Genomic DNA, 21,596 nt, shown 5'->3' with positions numbered 1-21,596 from the left:
CTTACAGTGCGGTTTCGCCGGTCTCGCCGGTACGGATGCGCACCGCCTGCTCGACATCGAGGACGAAGATCTTGCCATCGCCGATGGCGCCTGAATTGGCCGCCGCCTGCGTGGCTTCCACGACGCGGGGCGCGAGGTCGTCGTCGCAGACCACCTCGATCTTGATCTTCGGAACCATGTTGGTCGAATATTCGGCGCCGCGATAGATTTCGGTCTGCCCCTTCTGGCGGCCGAAGCCCTTCACTTCGCTCACCGTCATGCCGGCGATGCCGAGCGAGGAAAGTGCCTCGCGGACATCGTCAAGCTTGAACGGCTTGATGATAGCCATGACAAGTTTCATGTCGCCCCCTCTAATGGTGTGCAGCGACATACCAGCAAGCACCGTGCCAATTTGTAAAAGGCGCGATCATGCGGGGTTTTTGCGCGGCGGATTTGCACAAGCCGCTGAAAAATTGTGCAGCCGGGCGGCTCTGCCTAAATTTTAGGCAGCACTGCTGGATTTACCAGCCTTCCCCCTGCTTTGCGGCTTCCCGCTCTTCGGGCAGCGTCGCCCGGCCCAGCACGGCATTGCGATGGGGGAAGCGACCGAAACGTTCGATGGTTGCATGATGCTGCCGCGCAAAGTCCAGCGATTGGGCGTCGCCGGCCCCTTCGAACAGGCTGAGCGACAGCTTCTGGTCATCCAGATCCTCGCTATGCTGGAAGGGCATGTAGAAGAACAGCCGACCCGCGCCGCTGATCTGGATATCATAGCCCTGGGCGATGGCGCCGCGCGCCACCTCCCGCGCCAGTTCGTCGGTTGCAAAGGCCTGGGCTGAATGGCGGAACATGTTGCGCGGCAACTGGTCGAACAGCAGCACCGCCGCCAGTGCGTCGTCGGCGCGATCGATGAAATCGCCGGGCGGCAACCGGCGCTTTTCTGCCCACAGATCGCCAAATTGCGCCGCGCACTGCCGGTCCAGCGCCGGGTCGTGGCCCCACCAGCCTGCCTCGCCGATGCGGTTGAACCAGAAATCCAGCAGTGCCGCCGCCCAATCGGCGGTCACCGCATCATGACTGTCGGTCAACATGTTCATAACAGGGATAAAGTCGAAAGGGGCGGCTGGTTCCTCAATCCATGGCGTCGGCGGCTCAGGTTGCCGTGCCGCCCACGGTCAGGCCTTCCAGCAGCAGCGTCGGCTGGCCGACACCGGCGGGGACGCTCTGCCCGCCCTTGCCGCACATGCCGATGCCTTCGTCCAATGCCCAGTCATGGCCGACGCCGATCACCTTGGTCAGCGCGGTCGGCCCGTCGCCGATCAGCGTTGCGCCCTTGATCGGCTCGCCCAGCTTGCCGTTCTCGACCTTGTACGCCTCGGTGCAGGAAAAGACGAACTTGCCCGACACGATGTCGACCTGCCCGCCGCCGAAGCTCTTCGCGAAAATGCCTGACTTCATGCGGGACAGCAGCTCTTCGGGATCGTCCTTCCCGCCCTTGATGAAGGTGTTGGTCATGCGCGGCATCGGCGCATGGGCATAGCTTTCGCGGCGGCCGTTGCCGGTCGGCTCGACGCCCATCAGCCGGGCGTTGAGGCGGTCCTGCATATAGCCCTTGAGGATGCCATCCTCGATCAGCATATTTTCGCGGGTCGGCGTGCCCTCGTCATCGATGGAGAGCGAGCCGCGCCGGCTCATGATCGCCCCGTCATCGACCACGGTGACGTCCGGCGCCGCCACCCTTTCGCCGATGCGGCCGGAAAAGGCGCTGGTGCCCTTGCGGTTGAAATCGCCCTCCAGCCCGTGTCCGATAGCCTCATGGACCAGCACGCCCGGCCAGCCCGGCCCCAGCAGCACGGTCATCTCGCCCGCAGGCGCGGCCACGGAGCGCAGATTGACCCGCGCCTGCGCCAATGCCTCATCGATTGCCCGATTCCAGATCGCCGGGTCCATCACCTGATCGTAGAGATAGCGTCCGCCAATGCCGAACACGCCGGTTTCGCGGCGGCCATTTTCCTCCAGGATGACGGAGACGTTCAGCCGCACCAGCGGGCGGATGTCGGTGGCGGTGAAGCCGTCGGCGCGCACGATCTCGATCACTGACCAGCTTCCCGCCAGGCTCACCGAAACCTGCGCGACGCGCGGATCGCGGGCGCGGGCAGCAGCATCGATGGCGGCGCAGAGCGTCACCTTCTCCGCAAAGGGCACGATCTCCAGCGGATTGACGTCGGTGTAGAGATGGCGGTTGGTGTGCTGCGGCGGGGGGGCAGCCTGCCCCTTGGCCGGATCGAGCAGGGTCAGCGTCTCGGCGGCGCGGCGGATCGCCGCCTCGCTGATGTCGTTGGCATGGGCAAAGCCGGTCATCTCGCCCGACACGCCGCGCAGGCCAAAGCCCGCATCGGTCGAATAATCGGCGGTCTTCAACCGGCCGTCGTCAAAGCCGAAGCTCTCGCTCGCCCGATATTGCAGGTACAGCTCGCCATCGTCGCAGCCTTTGAGCGCTTCGGCAGTCAGGCGGCGCGCGCCATCGGGATCGAGCAGGCCGGGGCGGTAAAGCAGGCCACGGGCGTCGGTGAACTGGGGAGCAGCGTCGGTCATGCCGCCCGATATAGGAGCGGCAGGTCACAAGCCCAACCGATTTGTTTAGAGGCTGGCGCCCGAGGAAATGTCCGGCAGGCCCGCGATTTCCGGGGTATCGGCCGGGCCACCCGCCAGCACGAAGCGGCGGTCGCAATAACCGCAGTCGATATAGCCATGCTCGTCAATCTCAAGAAAGATGCGCGGATGGCCGAGCGCGGCAGGAATTTCGCCCGATCCGTCGCAGGCGACGCGGGACTTGGTGACTCGGATGATTTCAGGGGGCTGGATCATGGGGGCACCGATTAGCAGCGCCGACGTTGCGCTGCAATATCCCCGAAAGCCGGTTACATCAGCAGAATCGGCGGTCTTTTCCTGTGGCAGGGTTTTTTCGTCGCGACATCGACCGCTTTGCCTGGCGCTTCCCAATCGAGGCAATCGCGGGCCACCGCCAGCGACAGCGGTGAGAAGATCAACAGAAAGGGCGCTATGGTGCCGCCGAAAAGGACCGTGAGAGACATGGGATCGGGTGCCTCGCAAAAGCCTGACGCGCGGCGGACAATAAACCATCGCGGCCGTGCGGCAAGCAGCTTTCGGATGAAGGGGGATGGTGGGCGATGACGGGCTCGAACCGCCGACATTCTCGGTGTAAACGAGACGCTCTACCAACTGAGCTAATCGCCCGATGTCCATGCTGACGGCATGATCGTCGGTGCGCGCCTATCTACGGCAATCCGCCCGCCGGTCAAGCCGCCAAAACAGGATATTCGTCATGCGCACAGGAAACGGCGGCTGGCGGCGAACCAGCGGCTCATCGCTTCGGCCGTATGATCGGCCAGCGCGATGAATATACGGCTGCCGTCATGCGGGTCGGCATGGCGGCGGACAAAGCCCTTTTCAGTGAGCGTGCGAATCCAGCGCAAAGCCGTGGTCGGCGGCACGGCGGAGGCGATGCACAGGCTGGACACCGACACCCGCTCATGCTCCAGCCGCGCCGCGAGCAGGTCCAGCAGCATGTCCCAGGCGGGATCGGCGAACAGGTCGGCGGGCAGGAAATCGTCGCGCAGCCGCCGCGCGCGCAACAGATCGCGCACCTGCGCCGCGTCGACCTCCACGGCGTCGGCATTTTTGTCCGCGCTGCCGATCGGTTCCAGCGCCGGCATGCCGATATAGTCGCTGGGCTGGTCCGAAATGCGCGGGCCAAGCTCGAAAGAGGGGGTGGCATGGCGGGGCCGCAGCGTCAGCGCCTCCAGCGTGCGGGCGAGACGGCTCACCTCCTCGCTCAACTGCTGCAGGCGCAGCCCCTCGCTGTCCCGCGTCGCCTCATGGAGGGTGTGCGATTGCGCGCCGTTTGCGGCGGCGAGCAGCGCGGCGGCCAGATCGCTATGGGAGGGCATGCAGAGCAGTTGCGTGCGGTCGCTGCGGATGGAGGCATAGGCAAGGTCGATGGCATCCAGACCCGCCACGATGATGACCGGCATGTCGTTCTGCATCGCCAGCGTCTCGATCTGCACCAGCAGGCGTTCGACCATGGCGTCCGGCGACGGGCAGAAACAGAGGATGACGTCGCAGCCGATCTGCACGTCCAGCCGCATCGATGCCTGTTCCAGCGGCACCGCGCCCAGCAGGCGCAGGCCCGCCGCCCGGCTCAGCGCTTTGGCGTCATCCAGATAGATGTCGTCCGCAAGGATCAACAGGCCCGGTCGCTCGTCCTTCGCGCCAAAGGGCAGGTCCAGGGATGTGCCCAAGCCGATGTCCGATTGATCCATTCCCATGCCGATCTCTCCCTCTGTTGGCCGCAGCTTATCGCAAAAGCACCATTACGCAGCCAAGCCATTCTCCAATATGGAGATTTTCCCTTTTGGACGGGCCTCCCCTGTCGCCCTTGGCGGCCCGTTGCCGTAGCGGAACACCGAAATGGAGCGTCTTGCGCCGCCGAAATGGCGGGGATGGCCTCCATCCGAAATGGATCAAGTTTTGCGTGGCTCCATTCGTAACCGGGCGGGTTTCAGACCGCCGTGCGCCGGGCGAAGTCGATATACAGCGCGCGTAGCCGCATCGCGACGGGACCCGGCGTGCCGGTGCCGATGGTCTGGCCATCGATCCGCACCACCGACTGGCAGAGGGTCGAGGCGCTGGTGATGAACGCCTCCTTCGCCGTCAGGGCTTCGCCCACGGTGAAGGGGCGGCGGATGACGGCAATGCCGCTTTCCTCCGCCAGAGCGCCCAGCGCCGCGCCTGTGCAGCCCGCCAGCACTGCCCGGCTATAGGGCCGGGTGACGATGCCTTCGTCCGTGACGATGAAGGCGGTGGAGGAGGCGCCCTCGGTGACGAAGCCGTCCTCGACCATCCACGCTTCCTGCGCGCCCGCATCGGCCGCGGCGCGCTTGGCCATGGCCTGCGCCAGCAGACCGACGCTCTTGATATCGCGCCGCGCCCAGCGCAGGTCGGGCATGGTCGCGACCGCTATGCCGTTGCGCACCGCAGGCACGTCAAGAAAGGGCTTGACCTGGGTGAACATCAGCAGCGTCGGCTGGAGGCCGGGTGAGGGCAGGAAATCGCGGGTCGCATCGGCGCCGCGCGTGATCTGGAGATAGACCAGCCCCTCGGTCAGCGCGTTGCGGGCCACCAGTTCCTTCTGCGCCGCCTCGATCTCCGCAAGGGAGAGCGGCAGGACGATACCGATCGCGTCGGTCGAGCGTTCCAGCCGGGCGAGATGGGATGCGCTGTCGACCAGCTTGCCGTCGATCACCGCCGCGACCTCATAAATGCCGTCCGCGAACAGGAAACCGCGGTCCAGCACGGAGATCTGGGCTTGTTCCAGCGGCACGAAGCGGCCGTTCAGATAGGCGACGGACATGATGCGATCCCTTGATATGAAGCGGCCGATCTGGCTTGCCGGAGCTTTGCGGTCAAGCCGCTCGCCCGCGCAATGCCTTCTGCCGGCGCCGCTGGACGGAGGAGCCGATGCCCATCGATTCCCGATATTTGGCGACGGTGCGCCGGGCGATGTCCATGCCCTTGGCGCGCAGCAGGTCGACCAGCGTGTCGTCGGACAGGATCGCATCGGGCGTCTCGGCGCCGATCAGCGCCTTGATATGGCTCTTCACCGCCTCGGCCGACACTGCGCCGTCGCCGCCCGCCGCCGCGACGCCACTGGTGAAGAAATATTTGAGTTCATAAAGGCCGCGTGGGCAGGACAGATATTTGTTCGACGTCACCCGGCTGACGGTCGATTCATGCATCTGGATCGCGTCGGCCACGGCCTTCAGGGTCAGGGGCTTCAGATATTCCACCCCTTTGCGGAAGAAATCCTCCTGTTGGTGGATGATCTCGCTTGCGACCTTGATGATGGTCTTCTGCCGCTGGTCCAGCGCCTTCACCAGCCAGTTGGCGCTGGCGAGGCAATCCGCCAGCCAGGCTTTCGACACCCTGTCCTGCGGGCCGGAAGCCAGTTCGACATAATAGCTGCGGTTGACCAACAGGCGGGGCAGGGTAGCGCTGTTGATCTCGATTGCCCAGCCCTCGCGCGTGGCCCGCACGAACAGGTCGGGCGTCACCGGGGCTGCGCTTTCATGGGAAAAGCGCAGTCCGGGCTTGGGGTCATAGCCGCGCAGTTCGCGGATCATGTCCGCCATATCCTCCTCGTCCACGCCGCATATCCGGCGCAGCTGGGGCAGGGCGCCCTTGGCCAGCAGATCGAGATTGGCGAGCAGCTTCGCCATGCAGGGGTCGTAGCGATCGGCTTCCTTCGCCTGGAGCGCCAGACATTCCGACAGCGACCGTGCACCGACGCCGCTGGGGTCGAAGCTGTGAATCACACCCAGCACATGCTCGACCGCCTGGAGCGGCACGCCGAGCGCATGGGCCATCTCCAGCAGATTGGTTTCCAGATACCCCGCCTCATCGATCTGCCCGATCAACTGGGTCGCGATGAGCAGGTCCATGTCGGTCAGTGCGGCGCGGGCCTGATCCATCAGATGTTCCTGCAACCCCTGTTCGGGATTGGCGAAACTGTCGAAATCGGGCGCTTCGCCGCTACCGGGGGAAAGCAGGTCCATGCCGCTCGACCCACCCGCAGGACCCGCCATCCGGTCGCCGGGCCCATTGTCGATGAAGGTTTCCGCGCCATAATCGACGTCGAGGGGCGAATCGGCACCGCCCAATCCCTGCCCGATCAACTGGTCGCTTGGGCCGACCTCCGCCGCGACGGCGTGGGCCTCCATTTCCCGGTCAATGCCATCGGCGGCGGGCTGTGCGAAATCCTCGGCAGGGCCTCCGGCTTCGAGCAGCGGATTCTTCTCCAGCTCGCCCGCGACAAAAGCCTCGATTTCCAGATTGGAGAGCGCCAGCAGCTTGATCGCCTGCTGGAGCTGCGGCGTCATGACGAGCGACTGGCTCTGCCGCAGGTCGAGGCGGGGCGCGAGCGCCATCAGCCGCTGCCCTTGCCGTCAAGCCGGGGAAGGGGCCGCGCGCCAGTCATGCTAAAGCGAGAAATTCTCGCCCAGATAGAGCCGCCGCACATCGGCATTGGCCACCAGTTCGGTCGGGCTGCCCGCGAACAGCACCTTGCCGTCATAGATGATGCAGGCGCGGTCGACGATTTCCAGCGTCTCGCGGACATTATGGTCGGTGATGAGGACGCCGATGCCACGGGTCTTCAATTGCTTCACCAGATCGCGAATATCGGCGATGGAGAGCGGGTCGATCCCGGCAAAGGGTTCGTCCAGCAGGACGATGGACGGATTGGCCGCCAGCGAGCGGGCAATTTCGCAGCGCCGGCGTTCACCGCCCGACAGCGCCATGGCCGATGAATCGCGCAGCCGCGTCAGGCCAAACTCCTCCAGCAACTGCTCCAGCCGCGCCGCCCGCGCTTCCCTGTCGGGTTCGGCCAGTTCCAGCACCGCGCTGATATTCTGGGAGACGGTCAAGCCGCGAAAGATCGATGTTTCCTGCGGCAGATAGCCCAGGCCCAGGATCGAGCGCCGATACATGGGCAGTCCGGTGATATCCTGCCCGTCCAGCACGATGCGGCCGTGATCGGGCCGCACCAGACCCATGACGGAATAGAAACAGGTCGTCTTGCCCGCGCCATTGGGGCCAAGCAGGCCGACCACCTCGCCCTTGCCGACCGTCAGCGAGACATCGGCCAGCACGACGCGCTTGTCATAGCTTTTGGCGATGGAGATGACGGACAGGCCCTCTCCCACTTCCTGCGGCGAAAGGGGCGATGCCGGGGCTGTCTTGTCCTGCATCATCACGTCGTCCATCACATCGTCCTTGCTGCCGGATGATTGATCGCGGGGGTGTCCCTATCCCGCGCGGCAATTGGCAAGCTTTGTGCATGGGATTGCCGCTGGGGCAAGGGGGAAAATCGTCTATGCCGGCCAGGGTCAATCGACATTCAGCCCTGACGGCCTGCAAATGGCGCTTTTCCGTGCTTCCGGTGCTCACCTACTTTTAGTACGCTGCGCTCCGGTCACGAAAAATCACCATTTTCGGCACGTCATCATCTGCATGTCGATTGACCCTTAAGGCCATGAACCGCGGCAAGATTGGGACTGGCCCGCCCGCTTTCAACGCCGCTCGCCGGCAAAAGCGCGCCGGTTGCCCGAAGGCAATGATCATTTCCGATGGTTTGAAAATGGTGCGGTCGAGAAGACTCGAACTTCCACGGCCTTTCGGCCACAACGACCTCAACGTTGCGCGTCTACCAATTCCGCCACGACCGCACATTTTCCGGGGAACCGGCGGGGCCGGTGCCTTGGTAGGAGGCGGCCCTTAGCAAAGGCTTTTGGGTCATGCAACAACCTATCTGCATCTGCGTTATTTTGGATAGAGAAAGTCGGGGAGCGAGCGGAGGAAAAGGAAGGGTCGTTCCATGTCTGCGCGCTTCTGGTTATTTTCATCGGCTTGTGCGGGGGCGGCGCTGATCGGCGGCTATGGCCTTGGGCTTTACGCCACGGCCTTGCCCCGGCCCGCGATGGAAACGGCTCTGCCTGACGCGCCGGCGCGGGGCGACAGCGCGGCTTATGATCCGGTCGCCTTGAACGGACCTGCGATCGTCACTTGCAAGGGCTGCGGCCCGGCGCTGGCCGACCGGCAAATGGCCGCCGACAGGGATCGTGTCCCATTGCGTGGTGTAGGATCGCGGGCGTAGCCACGTCGATCTCCGGCTAGGCCGGGTTGATCACGCTGCCATGTTGGGCAACGTGATGAGGCTATTATCGCTCAATCCCGCGACGCTCTCAAGCGTCATATAGCGGGACCGCTGGACCGACCATTCATCGTTCTGTTCCAGCAAGATAGCGCCGACGAGTCGGGTAATGGCTTCTTCGTTGGGGAAGATCCCGACTACCTCGGTGCGGCGCTTGATCTCGCCATTGAGGCGCTCGATGGGGTTGTTGCTGTGAAGCTTGGTGCGATGCTGAGCCGGGAAGGTCATATACGCCAGGACGTCCTCCTCGGCACTGTCCATCAAGGCGGACAGCTTCGGGACGGAAGAGCGCAACTGGTCTGCGACCGCACGCCACTGGGTTTTTGCCGTTTCGGGTGTGTCCTGGGCGAAGGCGGTTGCGATGAACGCTGAGACGACGCGGCGGCCGCTCTTTCCGGCGTGCGCCAAGGCGTTGCGCATGAAGTGCACACGGCACCGCTGCCAAGTGGCGCTCAACACCTTGGCGACAGAAGCCTTGATACCCTCATGGGCATCGGAGATCACAAGCTTCACGCCCCGCAAGCCGCGGCGCGCCAGGCTGCGCAGGAACTCGGTCCAGAAAACCTCCGCCTCGGAATGACCGATCGTCATGCCGAGCACTTCGCGGCGGCCGTCACTGTTCACGCCGACTGCGATGATCACGGCAACCGATACGATCCGGCCTTCCCGGCGAACCTTGATGTACGTCGCATCGAGCCACACGTACGGCCAGTCGCCCTCGATCGGCCGCTCGAGGAAAGCTTTCACGCGTACGTCGATTTCTTCGCACAGGCGGCTCACCTGGCTTTTTGAGATCCCGCTCATGCCCATCGCTTTGACCAGATCGTCGACTGACCGCGTCGAGACGCCCTGAATGTACGCCTCCTGGATGACAGCGGTCAGTGCCTTCTCCGCCATCCGGCGCGGCTCCAGAAACCCGGGGAAGTAGGTTCCCTTACGCAGCTTGGGAATCCGCAGCTCCACCGTGCCGGCCCGCGTCTCCCAGTCCCGCTCGCGATAGCCGTTGCGCTGGGCGAGACGTTCAGGAGCCTTCTCCCCGTACGCCGCGCCCGTCAGGCCGCCAACCTCCATCTCCATCAGCCGCTGCGCCGCAAAACCAATCATCTCACGCAGGAAATTGCCATCGGCGCTCTTCCCAATCAACGACTGCACGTCCATCATGTCCTTGGTCATCGGTGTCTCCGTAAGTTGAGTTTCGCAACCCAAGCTTATCCGAAGTTCGCCGATGGCCACCCGCAAAACTGACCGGCCGCTACAGCGCTTTATCGATGAGCGCGCGTCCGGTCAGTTTCGCTACCCTCAGAACCTACACCACTCGGCGGGGCACGATCCCGACAGGGCGGGCTGGGACGGTATGAATGATCCGATGGTGCGCGATCATGCAGCGCAGAATGAGGCGATTCCGGTGGGGAATAGCGAACCGCCGCCCGCCCACCCGCTGTCAGCGTCGGTCGAGCGTTTCGCGGCGGGGGAGAACGGGGGCAGTTGGGGCACGGTCAGAATCGCGCAGCTTTCCAATAGCAAAACGCCCGCCGAGGATATCCCGGCGGACGCTGCTCTTTCCAACTAAGCGGGGCCGCTTATTCTGCGGCGACCACTTCCGCCGGGGCATCGCTCAGCGGGTGGGCGAGGCGGTTCACCATTTCCTTCGGGCACACCTGCCAGAAATAACGGCGCCAGCGATCCCAATCGTCCAGGATGGTGTTCGACCATTTGCTGTCGGTTGCGACCGCATGCTGGGCGATCAGCGACTTCAGCTCCGCTTCCCAATGGGCGCTTTCCAGACGCTGCCAGATGATGCTCTCCGGATTGGCGCGGGTCGGGAAGCTGCCATCCTCGTCGAGGATGAAGGCCATGCCGCCGGTCATGCCCGCGCCGAAGTTCGCGCCGGTCTTGCCGAGGATGACCGCCGTGCCGCCGGTCATATATTCGCAGCCATTGGCGCCGCAGCCCTCGACCACCACCTGCGCGCCCGAGTTGCGGACGGCGAAGCGCTCCCCGGCCTGACCCGCCGCGAACAGCTTGCCGCTGGTCGCGCCGTAGAGGACGGTGTTGCCGATGATGGTGTTGTCCTTGCTCGACAGCGGCGAGGAGACGGTCGTGCGCACCGTGATGATGCCGCCCGACAGGCCCTTGCCGACATAGTCATTGGCGTCGCCAAAGACTTCCAGCTTGATGCCCTTGCAGAGGAAGGCGCCCAGCGACTGGCCCGCCGAACCACGCAGCCGCACGGTCAGATGACCGTCCGCAAGGCTGGACATGCCGAACCGCTCGGTCACGGCGGCCGACAGGCGGGTGCCCACGGCGCGATGCGTGTTGCGCACCGTATAGGTGAGTTGCATCTTCTCGCCGCGTTCAAACACCGCGCGGGCGTCCTTCATCATCTGCGCGTCCAGGCTGTCCGGAACGGCGTTGCGCCATTCGGTCAGGCTGAAACGGCGCTGATCGTCGGGCGCGTCCACCTTGGCGAGGATCGGGTTGAGGTCGAGATCGTCCAGATGCTCGGCGCCACGGTTGACCTGCTTCAGCAATTCGGTGCGGCCGATCACTTCATCGAGGCTGCGATAGCCCAGACGGGCGAGGATCTCGCGAACCTCTTCCGCGATGAAGGTCATGAGGTTGATGACCTTCTCCGGCGTGCCGGTGAACTTCTCGCGCAGCTTCTCATCCTGCACGCAGACGCCGACCGGGCAGGTGTTGCTGTGGCACTGACGCACCATGATGCAGCCCATGGCCACCAGCGACAGCGTGCCGATGCCGAACTCTTCCGCGCCCAGGATCGCCGCGATCACGATGTCGCGGCCAGTCTTGAGTCCGCCGTCGGTGCGCAGCTTCACGCGATGACGCAGGCCGTTGAGGGTCAGCACCTGATTGGCTTCCGACAGGCCCATTTCCCATGGCGTGCCCGCATATTTCACCGAAGTCTGCGGCGAGGCGCCGGTGCCGCCGACATGGCCCGCGACGAGGATGACGTCTGCGTGGGCTTTCGCCACGCCCGCCGCCACCGTGCCGATACCGGCCTGGCTGACCAGCTTGACGCAAACCCGAGCGCGGGGGTTGATCATCTTGCAGTCGTAGATGAGCTGCGCGAGATCCTCGATCGAGTAGATGTCATGGTGCGGCGGCGGCGAGATCAGCGTCACGCCGGGCGTCGCATGGCGCAGCTTGGCGATGAACTCGGTCACCTTGAAACCGGGCAGCTGGCCGCCTTCGCCGGGCTTGGCGCCCTGCGCGACCTTGATCTCGATTTCCTCGGCGCTGCCCAGATATTCGGCATGGACGCCGAAGCGGCCCGACGCGATCTGCTTGATCACCGAATTGGCATTGTCGCCATTTTCATAGGGCTTGAAGCGGTTCGCATCCTCGCCGCCTTCGCCCGACACGGCCTTGGCGCCGATGCGGTTCATGGCGATGGCCAGCGTTTCATGCGCTTCGGGGCTGAGCGCGCCCAGCGACATGCCCGGCGTCACGAAGCGCTTGCGGATCTCCGTGGTCGCCTCGACCTCATCGATCGGCACGGCTTCGCGGGCGAAGTTGAACTCCAGCAGGTCGCGCAGATAGACCGGCGGCAGATCGCGCACGCCGCGCGAGAACTGCAGATAGGTCGAATAGCTGTCGGTCGCGACCGAGGTCTGCAACAGGTGCATCAGCTGCGCCGAATAGGCATGCGTCTCGCCGCCATTGCGCTGGCGGTAGAAGCCGCCGACCGGCAGGCGCACCACGGCGCTGTCATGGGCGGCGTCATGGCGCATCTTGGCGCTATAGTGGAGCGACTGATAACCTTCGCCCGAAATCTTCGCGGGCATGCCGGGGAAGAGATCGTTGACCAGCGCGCGGGACAAGCCGACCGCTTCGAAATTATAGCCGCCGCGATAGCTGCTGATGACCGCGATGCCCATTTTGGACATGATCTTCAGCAGGCCTTCGTTGATCGCGACGCGGAACCGTTCGAAGCACGCCTCCAGCGTCAGATCGCCGAACAGGCCACGCGCATGGCGGTCTGCGATGCTGGCTTCGGCCAGATAGGCGTTCACCGTGGTCGCGCCGACGCCGATCAGCACCGCAAAATAATGGGTGTCGAGCGCTTCGGCGCAGCGCACGTTGATCGACGCGTAGCTGCGCAGCCCCTTGCGGACGAGATGGGTGTGGACGGCCGCTGCCGCCAGCACGCCGGCAATGGCGACGCGGTCTGCGTTGACATGCTCGTCGGTCAGGAAGATTTCGGTGCGGCCCTCGCGCACGGCCTGTTCCGCTTCCTCACGGATGCGGGCGATGGCGGCGCGCAGTTGCTCCTGCCCGCCCTCGGCCGGGAAGGTGCAGTCGATTTCCGCTACCGCAGGACCGAAATGGCCCTTCAGCTTCGACCATTCGGGGGAAGTCAGCACCGGCGAATCGAGCACCAGCACATGGCTGTTCTGCGCGTCCTGCTCCAGGATGTTGTGGAGGTTGGAGAAGCGCGTCTTCAGGCTCATGACGTACCGCTCGCGCAGCGGATCGATCGGCGGGTTGGTGACCTGGCTGAAATTCTGGCGGAAGAAATGGCTGATCGTGCGCGGCTTGTCGGAAATGACGGCCAGCGGCGTGTCGTCGCCCATGGAGCCGACGGCTTCCTTCGCATCCTCGACCATCGGGGCGAGGATCAGTTCCATGTCTTCCAGCGTCAGGTTGGCGGCGACCTGGCGGCGCGTCAATTCGGCCTTGTCCCAGCTGGGCAGGGCGCTCGGCGCGTCGGCCAGATCATTGACCGTCATGAAGTCCTTGATCAGTTCCGAATAGGGGCGCTCGCCCGCAATCTGGTCCTTGATCTCATGATCGTCGAAGATCACGCCTTCCTGCAGGTCGACGGCGATCATCTGGCCAGGACCCATGCGGCCCTTCCGCACGATGGTGGTTTCGGGAACCACGACCATGCCGGTTTCCGAACCCACGATCAGCAGATTGTCGCCGGTCAGCGTGTAGCGCAGCGGACGCAGCGCATTGCGGTCGACGCCCGCCACGACCCAGCGGCCGTCGGTCATCGCCAGCGCTGCGGGACCGTCCCACGGCTCCATCACGGAGGCAAGATATTCATACATGTCCGAATGGGCCTGCGGCAGTTCGGCGCTGGCCGACTGATAGGCTTCGGGGACGAGCATCAGCTTGGCGGTCGGCGCATCGCGGCCCGAACGGCAGATCGCCTCGAACACGGCGTCGAGCGCGGCGGTGTCGGACGCACCGGCCGGGATCACGGGCTTGATGTCCTCCGACTGGTCGCCGAACGCCAGCGCGGCCATCTTGATCTCGTGGCTCTTCATCCAGTTCTTGTTACCGCGGATGGTGTTGATCTCGCCATTATGCGCGAGCGTGCGGAACGGCTGGGCCAGCCACCATTGCGGGAAGGTGTTGGTCGAATAGCGCTGGTGGAAGATCGCGACGCGGCTCTCGAAGCGCTCGTCCTGAAGGTCGGGATAGAAGACCGACAGCGATTCCGCGAGGAACAGGCCCTTGTAGATGATCGAGCGGCAGGACAGCGAGCAGACGTAGAAGTCCTGAATCTGCGCGGCGATCACCTTCTTCTCGATCCGGCGGCGGATGAGGTAGAGGTCCTTTTCGAACTCGGCGACGTCCCGCTCTTCCGGCATCGGGCCGGCGATCATGATCTGCTCGATCTCGGGCCGGGTGCGCTGCGCCTTCTCGCCGATGACGGAGACGTCGACGGGCACCTGGCGCCAGCCATAGATGGTGTAGCCTGCGTCGATGATCTCGGCCTCGACGATGGTGCGGCAGGTTTCCTGGGCGCTGAGGTCGGTGCGCGGCAGGAAGATCATGCCGACGGCGAGGCGGTTGGGCAGCGGCTTGTGGCCGGAGTCCGCGATCGCATCGTCGAAGAAGCGCACCGGCAGGTCCACATGGATGCCCGCGCCGTCGCCGGTCTTGCCGTCCGCGTCGACCGCGCCACGGTGCCACACGGCCTTCAGCGCGTCGATGGCCGATGCGACCACGCGGCGGCTCGGGCGGCCGTCCGTCGCGGCGACCAGGCCGACGCCGCAGGCATCGCCTTCCATCTCGGGATGATACATGCCCTCACGGGCCAGGCGCGCGCGCTCTTCGGGGCTCGCCATATAAGGGGTGTCGGACATCAGCGCCTCCTCTTGGTACGGTCCGGTTCGAGCCTGTCTGGAAATCCTTGTGCCACGTTCTCGACAAGCTCGAACCGAACGGGCTGAAATGGTTTAAGCCGCTTGCCTTTCCCCGGCAGCGGCGTTGGCCTTTGCCTTGAGATAGCGGTGCATATGCTCGGTTACGTCGCGGCCGTCGCGGATCGCCCAGACGACCAGCGAAGCGCCGCGCACGATGTCGCCAGCGGCGAATACGCCATCCATGCTGGTCATCATCGTCTTGTGATCGACGCGCAGCGTGCCCCAGCGGGTGACCGACAGGTCCTCCGCGCCGAACAGCCTGGGCAGCTCCTCCGGATCATAGCCGAGCGCCTTGATCACGAGGTCGGCCTCCAGCGTGTGTTCCGTGCCCGGATCGGGTTCCGGTGCGCGGCGACCCGAGGCGTCGGGCTGGCCGAGGCGCATCTTCGTGACCTTGACGCCGGTGACATGATCCGTGCCCTCGAAGGCGATCGGGGCGGAGAGCCAGACGAACTCGACGCCCTCTTCCTCGGCATTGGCGACTTCGCGCTGCGAGCCGGGCATATTGTCGCGGTCGCGGCGGTAGAGGCACTTCACCGACGTGGCGCCCTGGCGGACGGCGGTACGGACGCAGTCCATCGCCGTGTCGCCGCCGCCGATGACGACGACTTTCTTGCCATTGGCGTGCAGCGAGCCGTCCTCATGTTCCGGCACGGCGTCACCGAATCCAGCCTTGTTGGAGGCGATCAGAAAGTCGAGCGCCTTGACCACGCCCGGCGCGCCGACGCCCGGCGCCTTGATGTCGCGGGGCTTGTAGACGCCGGTGGCGATCAGGATCGCGTCGTGGCGGCTGCGCAGTTCTTCCATCGTCGCGTCACGGCCGACCTCGAAGCTTTCGTGGAAGACGATGCCGCCGTCCTTCAGCCGCTGGATACGGCGCATGACGACGTCCTTCTCCAGCTTGAAGCCGGGGATGCCATAGGTCAGCAGGCCACCGGCCCGATCATGCCGGTCATAGACATGCACTTCATAGCCCGCGACGCGCAGATATTCCGCCGTGGTCAGCCCCGCGGGACCCGCGCCGATGACGCCGACCGACTGGCCGGTCGCGGCGCCGGGCACCAGCGGTTCGACCCAGCCTTCCTTCCAGGCGGTGTCGGTGATGAACTTTTCGACCGAGCCGATGGTGACGGAGCCATGGCCCGAAAATTCGATGACGCAATTGCCCTCGCACAGGCGGTCCTGCGGGCAGATGCGGCCGCAGATTTCCGGCATGGTGCTGGTCAGGTTGCTGAGTTCATAAGCCTCGCGCAATCGCCCTTCGGCGGTCAGGCGCAACCAGTCGGGAATATGGTTGTGCAGCGGGCAATGGGTCGAGCAATAGGGCACGCCGCATTGCGAGCAGCGCGACGCCTGTTCTTCCGCCTTGTCCAGAATGAAGCTGCGGCTGATTTCCAGAAAGTCGTCGGCGCGATCGTCGGCCGAACGTTTCTCGGGATAGGCTTGGCCCGTTCCCACGAATTTCAGCATTGGATTGTCAGCCATGATGAGTCCCTGAAAATGATGTCAGGGGCGCACATAGCAGAAAGACTCCCGGAGTCACGCGGATTCTGCAATTTAAGTCAGTATATATTACCTAATTTCACCGTATTTTCCGCATGGGCGAAGAAACCCTGAAATAATCTTGCGTTAATTAAGGCCGTATCGGTCCTATCTCATCGAAAGCCACGCCAAAGCCGTGATTCCCGCGATGATTCGATACCAGGCAAAGGGGGTGAAGCCGTGGCGCGACACAAGCCCGACAAACCAGCGGATAACCAGCAGCGCGACGATGAAGGCGACGATGAAGCCCAGTGCGATGCTGTCCCAGCCGACCGTGGCGGAGGTCAGCTTGTCGCCATTTTTCAGCAATTCCAGCGTGGTTGCGCCCAACATGGTGGGAATGGCGAGGAAGAAACTGAACTCGGCGGCGGTGCGGCGTTCGACGCCCAGCGTCAGCGCGCCCATGATCGTCGCGCCTGACCGGCTGACGCCCGGAATCATCGCGAGGCACTGGATGAAGCCGATGCCGATCACCCGGACGAAGGGGATGTCGGCAATGCCGTGGAAGCGGTTCTCCTTCACCATGCGCTCGATCGCCAGGATCGCCACGCCGCCGACGATCAGCGCCCAGGCGACGACCTTGGGGGCGCCGAGCAGTTGCTCGATATATTTATGCAGCGCGAGGCCGATGACCGCAGCGGGGATGAAGGCGACCACCAGATTGCGCAGGAAGCGCCAACTGGTCGGCTCATTGCGCAACAGGCCCATGCCGACCGCCCAGAAGGTGCGCCAGTAGAGCACCACCACCGCCAGGATCGCGCCCAACTGGATGATGACGTTGAACATCGCCCAGGTGGACGCGTCATAGCCCAGCAATTCGCTCGCCAGGATCAGATGGCCGGTCGAGGATACGGGCAGGAACTCGGTCAACCCCTCGACAATGCCAAGCAGGATGACTGTCAGATAGTGCAGGTCCATGGGAGGGTCAGATCCTTGTGGGGGCGAACAAAAGGAAGCCCTCCCCCGGCTGGGAGAGGGCGTGAAGCTATTGGATTATATTGTGCAACGGCGAAAGGCCTGCGCAAGCGAGGCGCCGCACGGTCTGTCGCGGTCCCTTATCGGTCCAGCCGATCAGGCCTGAACCCGCCCGGCAAAGCGGCCGTGCTTGCGATAGCGGACCATCCACTTTTCCGCGACGGCGGGCATGGGCGTCGGCGCCACGCCCAGATCGGCGAGGCCCTGCGCGCCAGCAGCGACAACATTGTCCTTGCCCAGCATCGCCAGCTGGTCGCGGGTGATCGGCCCGCCCGGCAGCATGGCGATCAGCGACGCCAGCGAGGCGGGAACCGCGCACAGGCTACGCTGGCGGCCGATGGCCTTGGCGATCCAGGCGTTGAGTTCCAGCATCGAATAGGTCTGCGGCCCGCCCAGTTCATAGGTCTTGCCGCCATAGACGCCGGGCTTTTCGGCGGCATTGGCGATCGCCTGCGCGACGTCCGCGACATAGACGGGCTGGAACTTCGTGTTCGCGCCAATCACCGGCACGACCGGGGCCAGCCGGATGATCTCGGCAAAGCGGTTGAGGAACTGGTCTTCCGGCCCGAAGATGATCGACGGACGCAGGATGGTGGCATTGGGGAAGGCGGCTTTGACCGCGGCTTCGCCCGCCGCCTTCGACCGGCCATAGGCAGAAGGGCTTTGCGCATCAGCGCCGATGGCCGAGACATGGACCAGCGCCTGAACGCCCGCCTCCGCCGCCGCGCGGGCGACATTGGCCGCGCCTTCATGGTGTGAGCCTTCGAAATCGCCACTGAGCACGCCGACCAGATTGATGACGATATCGCTGCCGGCAAGGGCGCGCGCGACGCTGGCGGGCTTGCGGATGTCGGCCGCGACGAACTGGGTCTGGCCAAGGCCACCCAGCGGCTTGACGCGCAAGGCGGTCGCCAGATCACGCTGGGCCACGCGCACCCGGGCGCCACGCGCCATCAGGGCCTGTGCGACCTGCCGGCCCAGAAAGCCGCCGCCGCCGAACACCGTTACCAGACTGTCCTTCATCACGCGTCCAATGCCTGTCTTTGATAGGGGATGACTCTTGGCCATCCCGTCTTTCGCTGGGGGGATGACCGTTCGTCATCCCCTTGCAACAGCCGCTGCCTGCTGACAACCGCCTTACGCTTTTTTAGCCTACCCAGCCCTGCAAATCAGCAATCATCCACAGGCCAAGGCCCAGGAACAGCAGAGCCGCGCCGATCTGAAGCGCCCGCATCGGCACCTTCTTCGCCAGCACGTCGCCGAACAGCACGGCGGGCACATTGGCGATCATCATGCCCAGCGTCGTCCCGGCGGTGACGGCAAAGACATTATCGAACCGCGCGCCCAGCATCACGGTCGCCACCTGCGTCTTGTCGCCCATTTCGACCAGGAAGAAGGCGATCAGCGTGGTCATGAACACGCCCGCCTTGGACGGGGCCTTCAGCGGCTCGTCTTCATCGAACTTGTCGGGGATGAGCGTCCAGGCAGCCATGGCGATGAAGCTGACGGCGATGGCATAGCGGAACCAGGGCTGGGTCAGCACGCCCGCGACCGAATGGCCGACCAGCGCGGCGAGAAAATGGTTGGCCAGCGTCGCGACCAATATGCCCAATATGATGGGCACTGGCTTGCGGAACCGGGTGGCGAGCAGCATCGCCAGCAATTGCGTCTTGTCGCCCATTTCGGCGAGCGCGACGAGAGCGGTGGAGGTGAGAATGGCTTCCATGCGATCGATCCAGGGCCGGGCGAAGAGAAAAGACACAATGCCACCGCCTTCCCCCGCCCGGCCGGACAGGGAAGATGGTGCCATTGGTCTCGCCCGATGCGAAGCCTGTGCTTCGTATCCCGCCCGCCATGACCTCTCGGCCAAATATGTTGACGAACGGCCCGTCCGAAGCCCGGACGGCTGGCTACTCCCCAGATGACGGGGCTGTCTTTAGGTCAGATGGATCGGGGAGGCAAGCCTTATGGCTCGCCCTTGGATTCCTGCATGCGCCGTTCGGCGAACCATTGCTCCAGCGCCTTGGCGGTGCAGCCGGTAAAGCCGTTGCTGCCGATGGCCGAGCAACTGCCCGGCAGGGTCTGCCGCTGGACCTGTTCCATGGTGGCGACCTGACTGCCCCAGCCGGGGCCGCCCATCGGTTCCGGCTTCTCGCGCAGCTTCTTGGGAATGCGATAGCGTTCGGATTCGGGCCGGCGGGCGCAGACGACGATCTCGTCCCCCTTGCCCTGGGGGCAGGGGTCATTGCCATAGACGACCAGATTGGTGATGCGTTCCGGCGGTTCGGCCTGCGCCGGCGTCGCCAACGCCAGCGGCGAGAGCAGCAGGGCTGCCATCAGGAAGCGGGAAGAGGGGGTACGCATCGATAAATTCCTCGTTGATCCCCTCTTCCACCGCCCGGATTGCCCGGTTCCGGCAGCCATTATTCCAAACGCCGCCAGGCGGCGAAACCCGTCAGGGTTTGGGAGCCGTGTCCTGAGCCGTTGCTGGTGCCGGAGCGGTCGGTTGAGCCTGTTGCTGCGCAGCCTGCGCCTTTTCATCGGCCACGGCCTGCGCTTCGATCGCCTTGCTTTCGGCATCGATGGTGGAAAGGCGCCGTGCCCGTTCCGCGGCGACCAGATCTTTCCAGCCCGCATTGTTCGCGGCCTGCCGTTCCGCCTTGGCGAGGCGCGCCAATTGCGTAAAGCAGCCCGTCGCGCCGCCGCCACCCACCGGGGAACAGCTTTCGGTGCCGCTGCGGCCGATATATTCCATCGACTTCACCCGCTCGCCCCAGGCCTGGTGGCTGGGCTGGTTCGGGTCGCCGCGCAGCGGTTCGGGAATGCGATAGCGTTCTTCCTCGCCCTTGCGCGCGCAGACGACGATGTCGCTGCCCTGGCTCTGCGGACAGGGATCGTCGCCATAGACGATGACCAGATTGACCCGTTCCGATCCGGCCTGTCCGGCGGGGGCCTGTTCCTGAGGAACGGCCGGTCCCTGCTGCGCCAGCACGGGGGAGGCGGCGCCCAGCAAAAGCATGGCGGCGATCATATGTGTCTTCATCATGCTTTCTCCTCAGATCCGCTTCGACAGGGCAATGGCGGCACGACAACCCAATCTGATGGCGCCTGACAATAAGGGATAGGCCGGAGCCTGCTCCGCGCCATGGGCGATGGCGGCCTCGCGATGCTCCACTTCCTCCGCCTGAAAATCCGCGATCGCGGTGGAGAGTTCCGGGTCGTCCTGACCCAGTTGCTCCAGCTGTTCGGCATAATGTCGGTCGATCTCGGTTTCGATCGCGGCGGTGCAGGCCATGGCGGCACGCGGTCCGATCGCAGCCGTCACCGCACCCAGCGCGAAGCCCGCCACATTCCAGATCGGCTGCAACGCCGTCGGTCGCACGCCCCGGCGCACGATCATGGCGTCGAAATGCTTGCGATGGCGCTCTTCCTGCGAAGCCATGCCGGCGATGATGCGGGAATCGGGATGGCGATCGCCCATCACGGCGAGCTGCCCGGCATAGATGCGGGTCGCACCGAACTCTCCGGCCTGATCGACGCGCAGCATGGATGCGCGCTGTGCGTCAGTCAGGCGGCGGCCGGGGCGCGGGAAATCGGGGCGGGGGAAATCCTTTGCGCTCATGCCTTGCTCCCTTTTCTGAGCAGCAAAACCAAGATGAGGAGCGCAACCGCCCCCGACAAGAGGCCATTATAGCCCGCCATCGAAATGCCGAACAGGCTCCACGGCGCCACATCGCAGCGGGTGATCGGCGTTGCCATGATCTGGTTGAGGATATCCGTCGAACTGCCGCCGGTCGGGCTGGTGGAGCAGGCGGTCAGTCCCTGCCACCAGCCATATTCAACCCCGGCGTGGAACAGGCCGATGGCGCCGCCAATGCCGATGGCGAGGCCCGCAAGGCCCGTGAACAACCCGCTCACACAATCCCTGCCGCGCGTCGCATAGGCGATCAGGGCCAGGGGAATCGCGGCCATATGGGCATAGCGCTGCCACCAGCACATTTCGCAGGGATGCAGTCCGCCGATGAACTGGAAAGCATAGGCGCCCCCCAGCATGGCCAGGGGAACGATCAGCGCCAGAGCGCGGGCGAGGGGCAGGCTCTTCATATTGCTCGCTTAAAGCATTCTGGAGC

The 21,596-nt window shown here is 64.5% G+C and carries 21 protein-coding genes, 2 tRNA genes and 1 riboswitch; of the genes, 2 read left to right on the top strand and 21 right to left on the bottom strand.

Features of this window, described 5'->3' with window-relative positions; genetic code table 11:
- Position 1: 1 nt before the first annotated feature.
- From HUK73_RS12345 to HUK73_RS12295, 11 genes are all read right to left on the bottom strand, one after another.
- The gene (locus tag HUK73_RS12345) at positions 2-340 is read right to left on the bottom strand and encodes a P-II family nitrogen regulator (protein WP_013847864.1); all 339 of its coding nucleotides are present in this window, start codon (positions 338-340) and stop codon (positions 2-4) included.
- A gap of 160 nt (positions 341-500) precedes the next feature.
- Positions 501-1,076, bottom strand: coding sequence for a DUF924 family protein (locus tag HUK73_RS12340; RefSeq protein ID WP_176592157.1), 576 nt, complete (start codon positions 1,074-1,076; stop codon positions 501-503).
- A gap of 55 nt (positions 1,077-1,131) precedes the next feature.
- On the bottom strand, positions 1,132-2,574 hold the full coding sequence (tldD, locus tag HUK73_RS12335; protein WP_176592156.1) for a metalloprotease TldD: 1,443 nt from the start codon (positions 2,572-2,574) through the stop codon (positions 1,132-1,134).
- 45 nt (positions 2,575-2,619) lie between these two features.
- Positions 2,620-2,847, bottom strand: a complete 228-nt coding sequence (locus HUK73_RS12330; RefSeq protein ID WP_176592155.1) for a zinc-finger domain-containing protein — start codon at positions 2,845-2,847, stop codon at positions 2,620-2,622.
- Between the two features lie 53 nt (positions 2,848-2,900).
- Entirely contained in the window at positions 2,901-3,074 is a 174-nt protein-coding gene (locus HUK73_RS12325) for a hypothetical protein (protein ID WP_176592154.1), read from the bottom strand.
- Positions 3,075-3,161: 87 nt separating this feature from the next.
- A tRNA-Val gene (locus tag HUK73_RS12320) sits at positions 3,162-3,237 on the bottom strand.
- An 86-nt stretch (positions 3,238-3,323) separates the two neighbouring features.
- Positions 3,324-4,328, bottom strand: a complete 1,005-nt coding sequence (locus HUK73_RS12315) for a MarR family transcriptional regulator (RefSeq protein WP_176592153.1) — start codon at positions 4,326-4,328, stop codon at positions 3,324-3,326.
- 233 nt (positions 4,329-4,561) lie between these two features.
- A complete protein-coding gene (locus HUK73_RS12310; RefSeq protein WP_176592152.1) occupies positions 4,562-5,413 on the bottom strand; it encodes a D-amino-acid transaminase in 852 nt (283 codons plus the stop codon).
- A gap of 52 nt (positions 5,414-5,465) precedes the next feature.
- Positions 5,466-6,986 carry an RNA polymerase factor sigma-54 gene (gene rpoN / locus HUK73_RS12305; RefSeq protein WP_176592151.1) on the bottom strand — a complete coding sequence of 507 codons (1,521 nt, stop codon included), beginning with the start codon at positions 6,984-6,986 and terminating at the stop codon, positions 5,466-5,468.
- Positions 6,987-7,037: 51 nt separating this feature from the next.
- A complete protein-coding gene (gene lptB, locus HUK73_RS12300; RefSeq protein ID WP_176592150.1) occupies positions 7,038-7,823 on the bottom strand; it encodes an LPS export ABC transporter ATP-binding protein in 786 nt (261 codons plus the stop codon).
- A 375-nt stretch (positions 7,824-8,198) separates the two neighbouring features.
- A tRNA-Leu gene (locus HUK73_RS12295) sits at positions 8,199-8,285 on the bottom strand.
- A 149-nt stretch (positions 8,286-8,434) separates the two neighbouring features.
- Here HUK73_RS12295 and HUK73_RS12290 point away from each other — a divergent pair.
- Positions 8,435-8,713, top strand: a complete 279-nt coding sequence (locus tag HUK73_RS12290; protein ID WP_176592149.1) for a hypothetical protein — start codon at positions 8,435-8,437, stop codon at positions 8,711-8,713.
- 30 nt (positions 8,714-8,743) lie between these two features.
- Here HUK73_RS12290 and HUK73_RS12285 read toward each other — a convergent pair whose 3' ends face one another.
- Positions 8,744-9,943, bottom strand: coding sequence for an IS256 family transposase (locus HUK73_RS12285; RefSeq protein ID WP_176592148.1), 1,200 nt, complete (start codon positions 9,941-9,943; stop codon positions 8,744-8,746).
- A 52-nt stretch (positions 9,944-9,995) separates the two neighbouring features.
- Here HUK73_RS12285 and HUK73_RS12280 point away from each other — a divergent pair, with 52 nt between their 5' ends.
- Positions 9,996-10,340: a hypothetical protein gene (locus HUK73_RS12280; RefSeq protein WP_176592147.1), complete on the top strand. Its 345-nt coding sequence runs from the start codon at positions 9,996-9,998 to the stop codon at positions 10,338-10,340.
- 10 nt (positions 10,341-10,350) lie between these two features.
- Here the strand turns inward: HUK73_RS12280 and gltB are convergent, their stop codons facing one another.
- The 9 genes from gltB to HUK73_RS12235 form a co-directional block, all read right to left on the bottom strand.
- The gene (gene gltB, locus HUK73_RS12275; protein WP_176592146.1) at positions 10,351-14,889 is read right to left on the bottom strand and encodes a glutamate synthase large subunit; all 4,539 of its coding nucleotides are present in this window, start codon (positions 14,887-14,889) and stop codon (positions 10,351-10,353) included.
- A gap of 93 nt (positions 14,890-14,982) precedes the next feature.
- Entirely contained in the window at positions 14,983-16,434 is a 1,452-nt protein-coding gene (locus tag HUK73_RS12270) for an NAD(P)-dependent oxidoreductase (RefSeq protein ID WP_176592145.1), read from the bottom strand.
- 165 nt (positions 16,435-16,599) lie between these two features.
- A complete protein-coding gene (locus HUK73_RS12265; RefSeq protein ID WP_176592144.1) occupies positions 16,600-17,409 on the bottom strand; it encodes an undecaprenyl-diphosphate phosphatase in 810 nt (269 codons plus the stop codon).
- Positions 17,410-17,562: 153 nt separating this feature from the next.
- Positions 17,563-18,489: a complex I NDUFA9 subunit family protein gene (locus tag HUK73_RS12260; RefSeq protein WP_176592143.1), complete on the bottom strand. Its 927-nt coding sequence runs from the start codon at positions 18,487-18,489 to the stop codon at positions 17,563-17,565.
- A gap of 124 nt (positions 18,490-18,613) precedes the next feature.
- On the bottom strand, positions 18,614-19,192 hold the full coding sequence (locus tag HUK73_RS12255; RefSeq protein ID WP_176592946.1) for a TMEM165/GDT1 family protein: 579 nt from the start codon (positions 19,190-19,192) through the stop codon (positions 18,614-18,616).
- 6 nt (positions 19,193-19,198) lie between these two features.
- Positions 19,199-19,400, bottom strand: a riboswitch (yybP-ykoY riboswitch).
- 31 nt (positions 19,401-19,431) lie between these two features.
- Positions 19,432-19,830 carry a hypothetical protein gene (locus tag HUK73_RS12250; protein ID WP_176592142.1) on the bottom strand — a complete coding sequence of 133 codons (399 nt, stop codon included), beginning with the start codon at positions 19,828-19,830 and terminating at the stop codon, positions 19,432-19,434.
- A 91-nt stretch (positions 19,831-19,921) separates the two neighbouring features.
- Entirely contained in the window at positions 19,922-20,512 is a 591-nt protein-coding gene (locus HUK73_RS12245) for a hypothetical protein (protein WP_176592141.1), read from the bottom strand.
- A 9-nt stretch (positions 20,513-20,521) separates the two neighbouring features.
- The gene (locus HUK73_RS12240; RefSeq protein ID WP_176592140.1) at positions 20,522-21,088 is read right to left on the bottom strand and encodes a demethoxyubiquinone hydroxylase family protein; all 567 of its coding nucleotides are present in this window, start codon (positions 21,086-21,088) and stop codon (positions 20,522-20,524) included.
- Positions 21,085-21,570 (bottom strand): disulfide bond formation protein B, encoded by a 486-nt coding sequence (locus HUK73_RS12235; RefSeq protein ID WP_176592139.1) that lies wholly within the window; start codon positions 21,568-21,570, stop codon positions 21,085-21,087. The genes HUK73_RS12240 and HUK73_RS12235 overlap by 4 nt, the downstream gene beginning before the upstream one ends.
- Between the last annotated feature and the right edge of the window lie 26 nt (positions 21,571-21,596).

The organism is Sphingobium sp. EM0848, from assembly GCF_013375555.1.
Lineage (GTDB): Bacteria > Pseudomonadota > Alphaproteobacteria > Sphingomonadales > Sphingomonadaceae > Sphingobium.
This window is presented reverse-complemented; position numbering and strand designations above follow the sequence as displayed.

What these genes read in the sequence shown, in the direction of transcription:
- HUK73_RS12345 (WP_013847864.1), bottom strand. Translation starts at nt 340, where the DNA reads ATGAAACTTGTCATGGCTATCATCAAGCCGTTCAAGCTTGACGATGTC.
- HUK73_RS12340 (WP_176592157.1), bottom strand. Translation starts at nt 1,076, where the DNA reads ATGAACATGTTGACCGACAGTCATGATGCGGTGACCGCCGATTGGGCG.
- tldD (WP_176592156.1), bottom strand. Translation starts at nt 2,574, where the DNA reads ATGACCGACGCTGCTCCCCAGTTCACCGACGCCCGTGGCCTGCTTTAC.
- HUK73_RS12330 (WP_176592155.1), bottom strand. Translation starts at nt 2,847, where the DNA reads ATGATCCAGCCCCCTGAAATCATCCGAGTCACCAAGTCCCGCGTCGCC.
- HUK73_RS12325 (WP_176592154.1), bottom strand. Translation starts at nt 3,074, where the DNA reads ATGTCTCTCACGGTCCTTTTCGGCGGCACCATAGCGCCCTTTCTGTTG.
- HUK73_RS12315 (WP_176592153.1), bottom strand. Translation starts at nt 4,328, where the DNA reads ATGGGAATGGATCAATCGGACATCGGCTTGGGCACATCCCTGGACCTG.
- HUK73_RS12310 (WP_176592152.1), bottom strand. Translation starts at nt 5,413, where the DNA reads ATGTCCGTCGCCTATCTGAACGGCCGCTTCGTGCCGCTGGAACAAGCC.
- rpoN (WP_176592151.1), bottom strand. Translation starts at nt 6,986, where the DNA reads ATGGCGCTCGCGCCCCGCCTCGACCTGCGGCAGAGCCAGTCGCTCGTC.
- lptB (WP_176592150.1), bottom strand. Translation starts at nt 7,823, where the DNA reads ATGGACGACGTGATGATGCAGGACAAGACAGCCCCGGCATCGCCCCTT.
- HUK73_RS12290 (WP_176592149.1), top strand. Translation starts at nt 8,435, where the DNA reads ATGTCTGCGCGCTTCTGGTTATTTTCATCGGCTTGTGCGGGGGCGGCG.
- HUK73_RS12285 (WP_176592148.1), bottom strand. Translation starts at nt 9,943, where the DNA reads ATGACCAAGGACATGATGGACGTGCAGTCGTTGATTGGGAAGAGCGCC.
- HUK73_RS12280 (WP_176592147.1), top strand. Translation starts at nt 9,996, where the DNA reads ATGGCCACCCGCAAAACTGACCGGCCGCTACAGCGCTTTATCGATGAG.
- gltB (WP_176592146.1), bottom strand. Translation starts at nt 14,889, where the DNA reads ATGTCCGACACCCCTTATATGGCGAGCCCCGAAGAGCGCGCGCGCCTG.
- HUK73_RS12270 (WP_176592145.1), bottom strand. Translation starts at nt 16,434, where the DNA reads ATGGCTGACAATCCAATGCTGAAATTCGTGGGAACGGGCCAAGCCTAT.
- HUK73_RS12265 (WP_176592144.1), bottom strand. Translation starts at nt 17,409, where the DNA reads ATGGACCTGCACTATCTGACAGTCATCCTGCTTGGCATTGTCGAGGGG.
- HUK73_RS12260 (WP_176592143.1), bottom strand. Translation starts at nt 18,489, where the DNA reads ATGAAGGACAGTCTGGTAACGGTGTTCGGCGGCGGCGGCTTTCTGGGC.
- HUK73_RS12255 (WP_176592946.1), bottom strand. Translation starts at nt 19,192, where the DNA reads ATGGAAGCCATTCTCACCTCCACCGCTCTCGTCGCGCTCGCCGAAATG.
- HUK73_RS12250 (WP_176592142.1), bottom strand. Translation starts at nt 19,830, where the DNA reads ATGCGTACCCCCTCTTCCCGCTTCCTGATGGCAGCCCTGCTGCTCTCG.
- HUK73_RS12245 (WP_176592141.1), bottom strand. Translation starts at nt 20,512, where the DNA reads ATGATGAAGACACATATGATCGCCGCCATGCTTTTGCTGGGCGCCGCC.
- HUK73_RS12240 (WP_176592140.1), bottom strand. Translation starts at nt 21,088, where the DNA reads ATGAGCGCAAAGGATTTCCCCCGCCCCGATTTCCCGCGCCCCGGCCGC.
- HUK73_RS12235 (WP_176592139.1), bottom strand. Translation starts at nt 21,570, where the DNA reads ATGAAGAGCCTGCCCCTCGCCCGCGCTCTGGCGCTGATCGTTCCCCTG.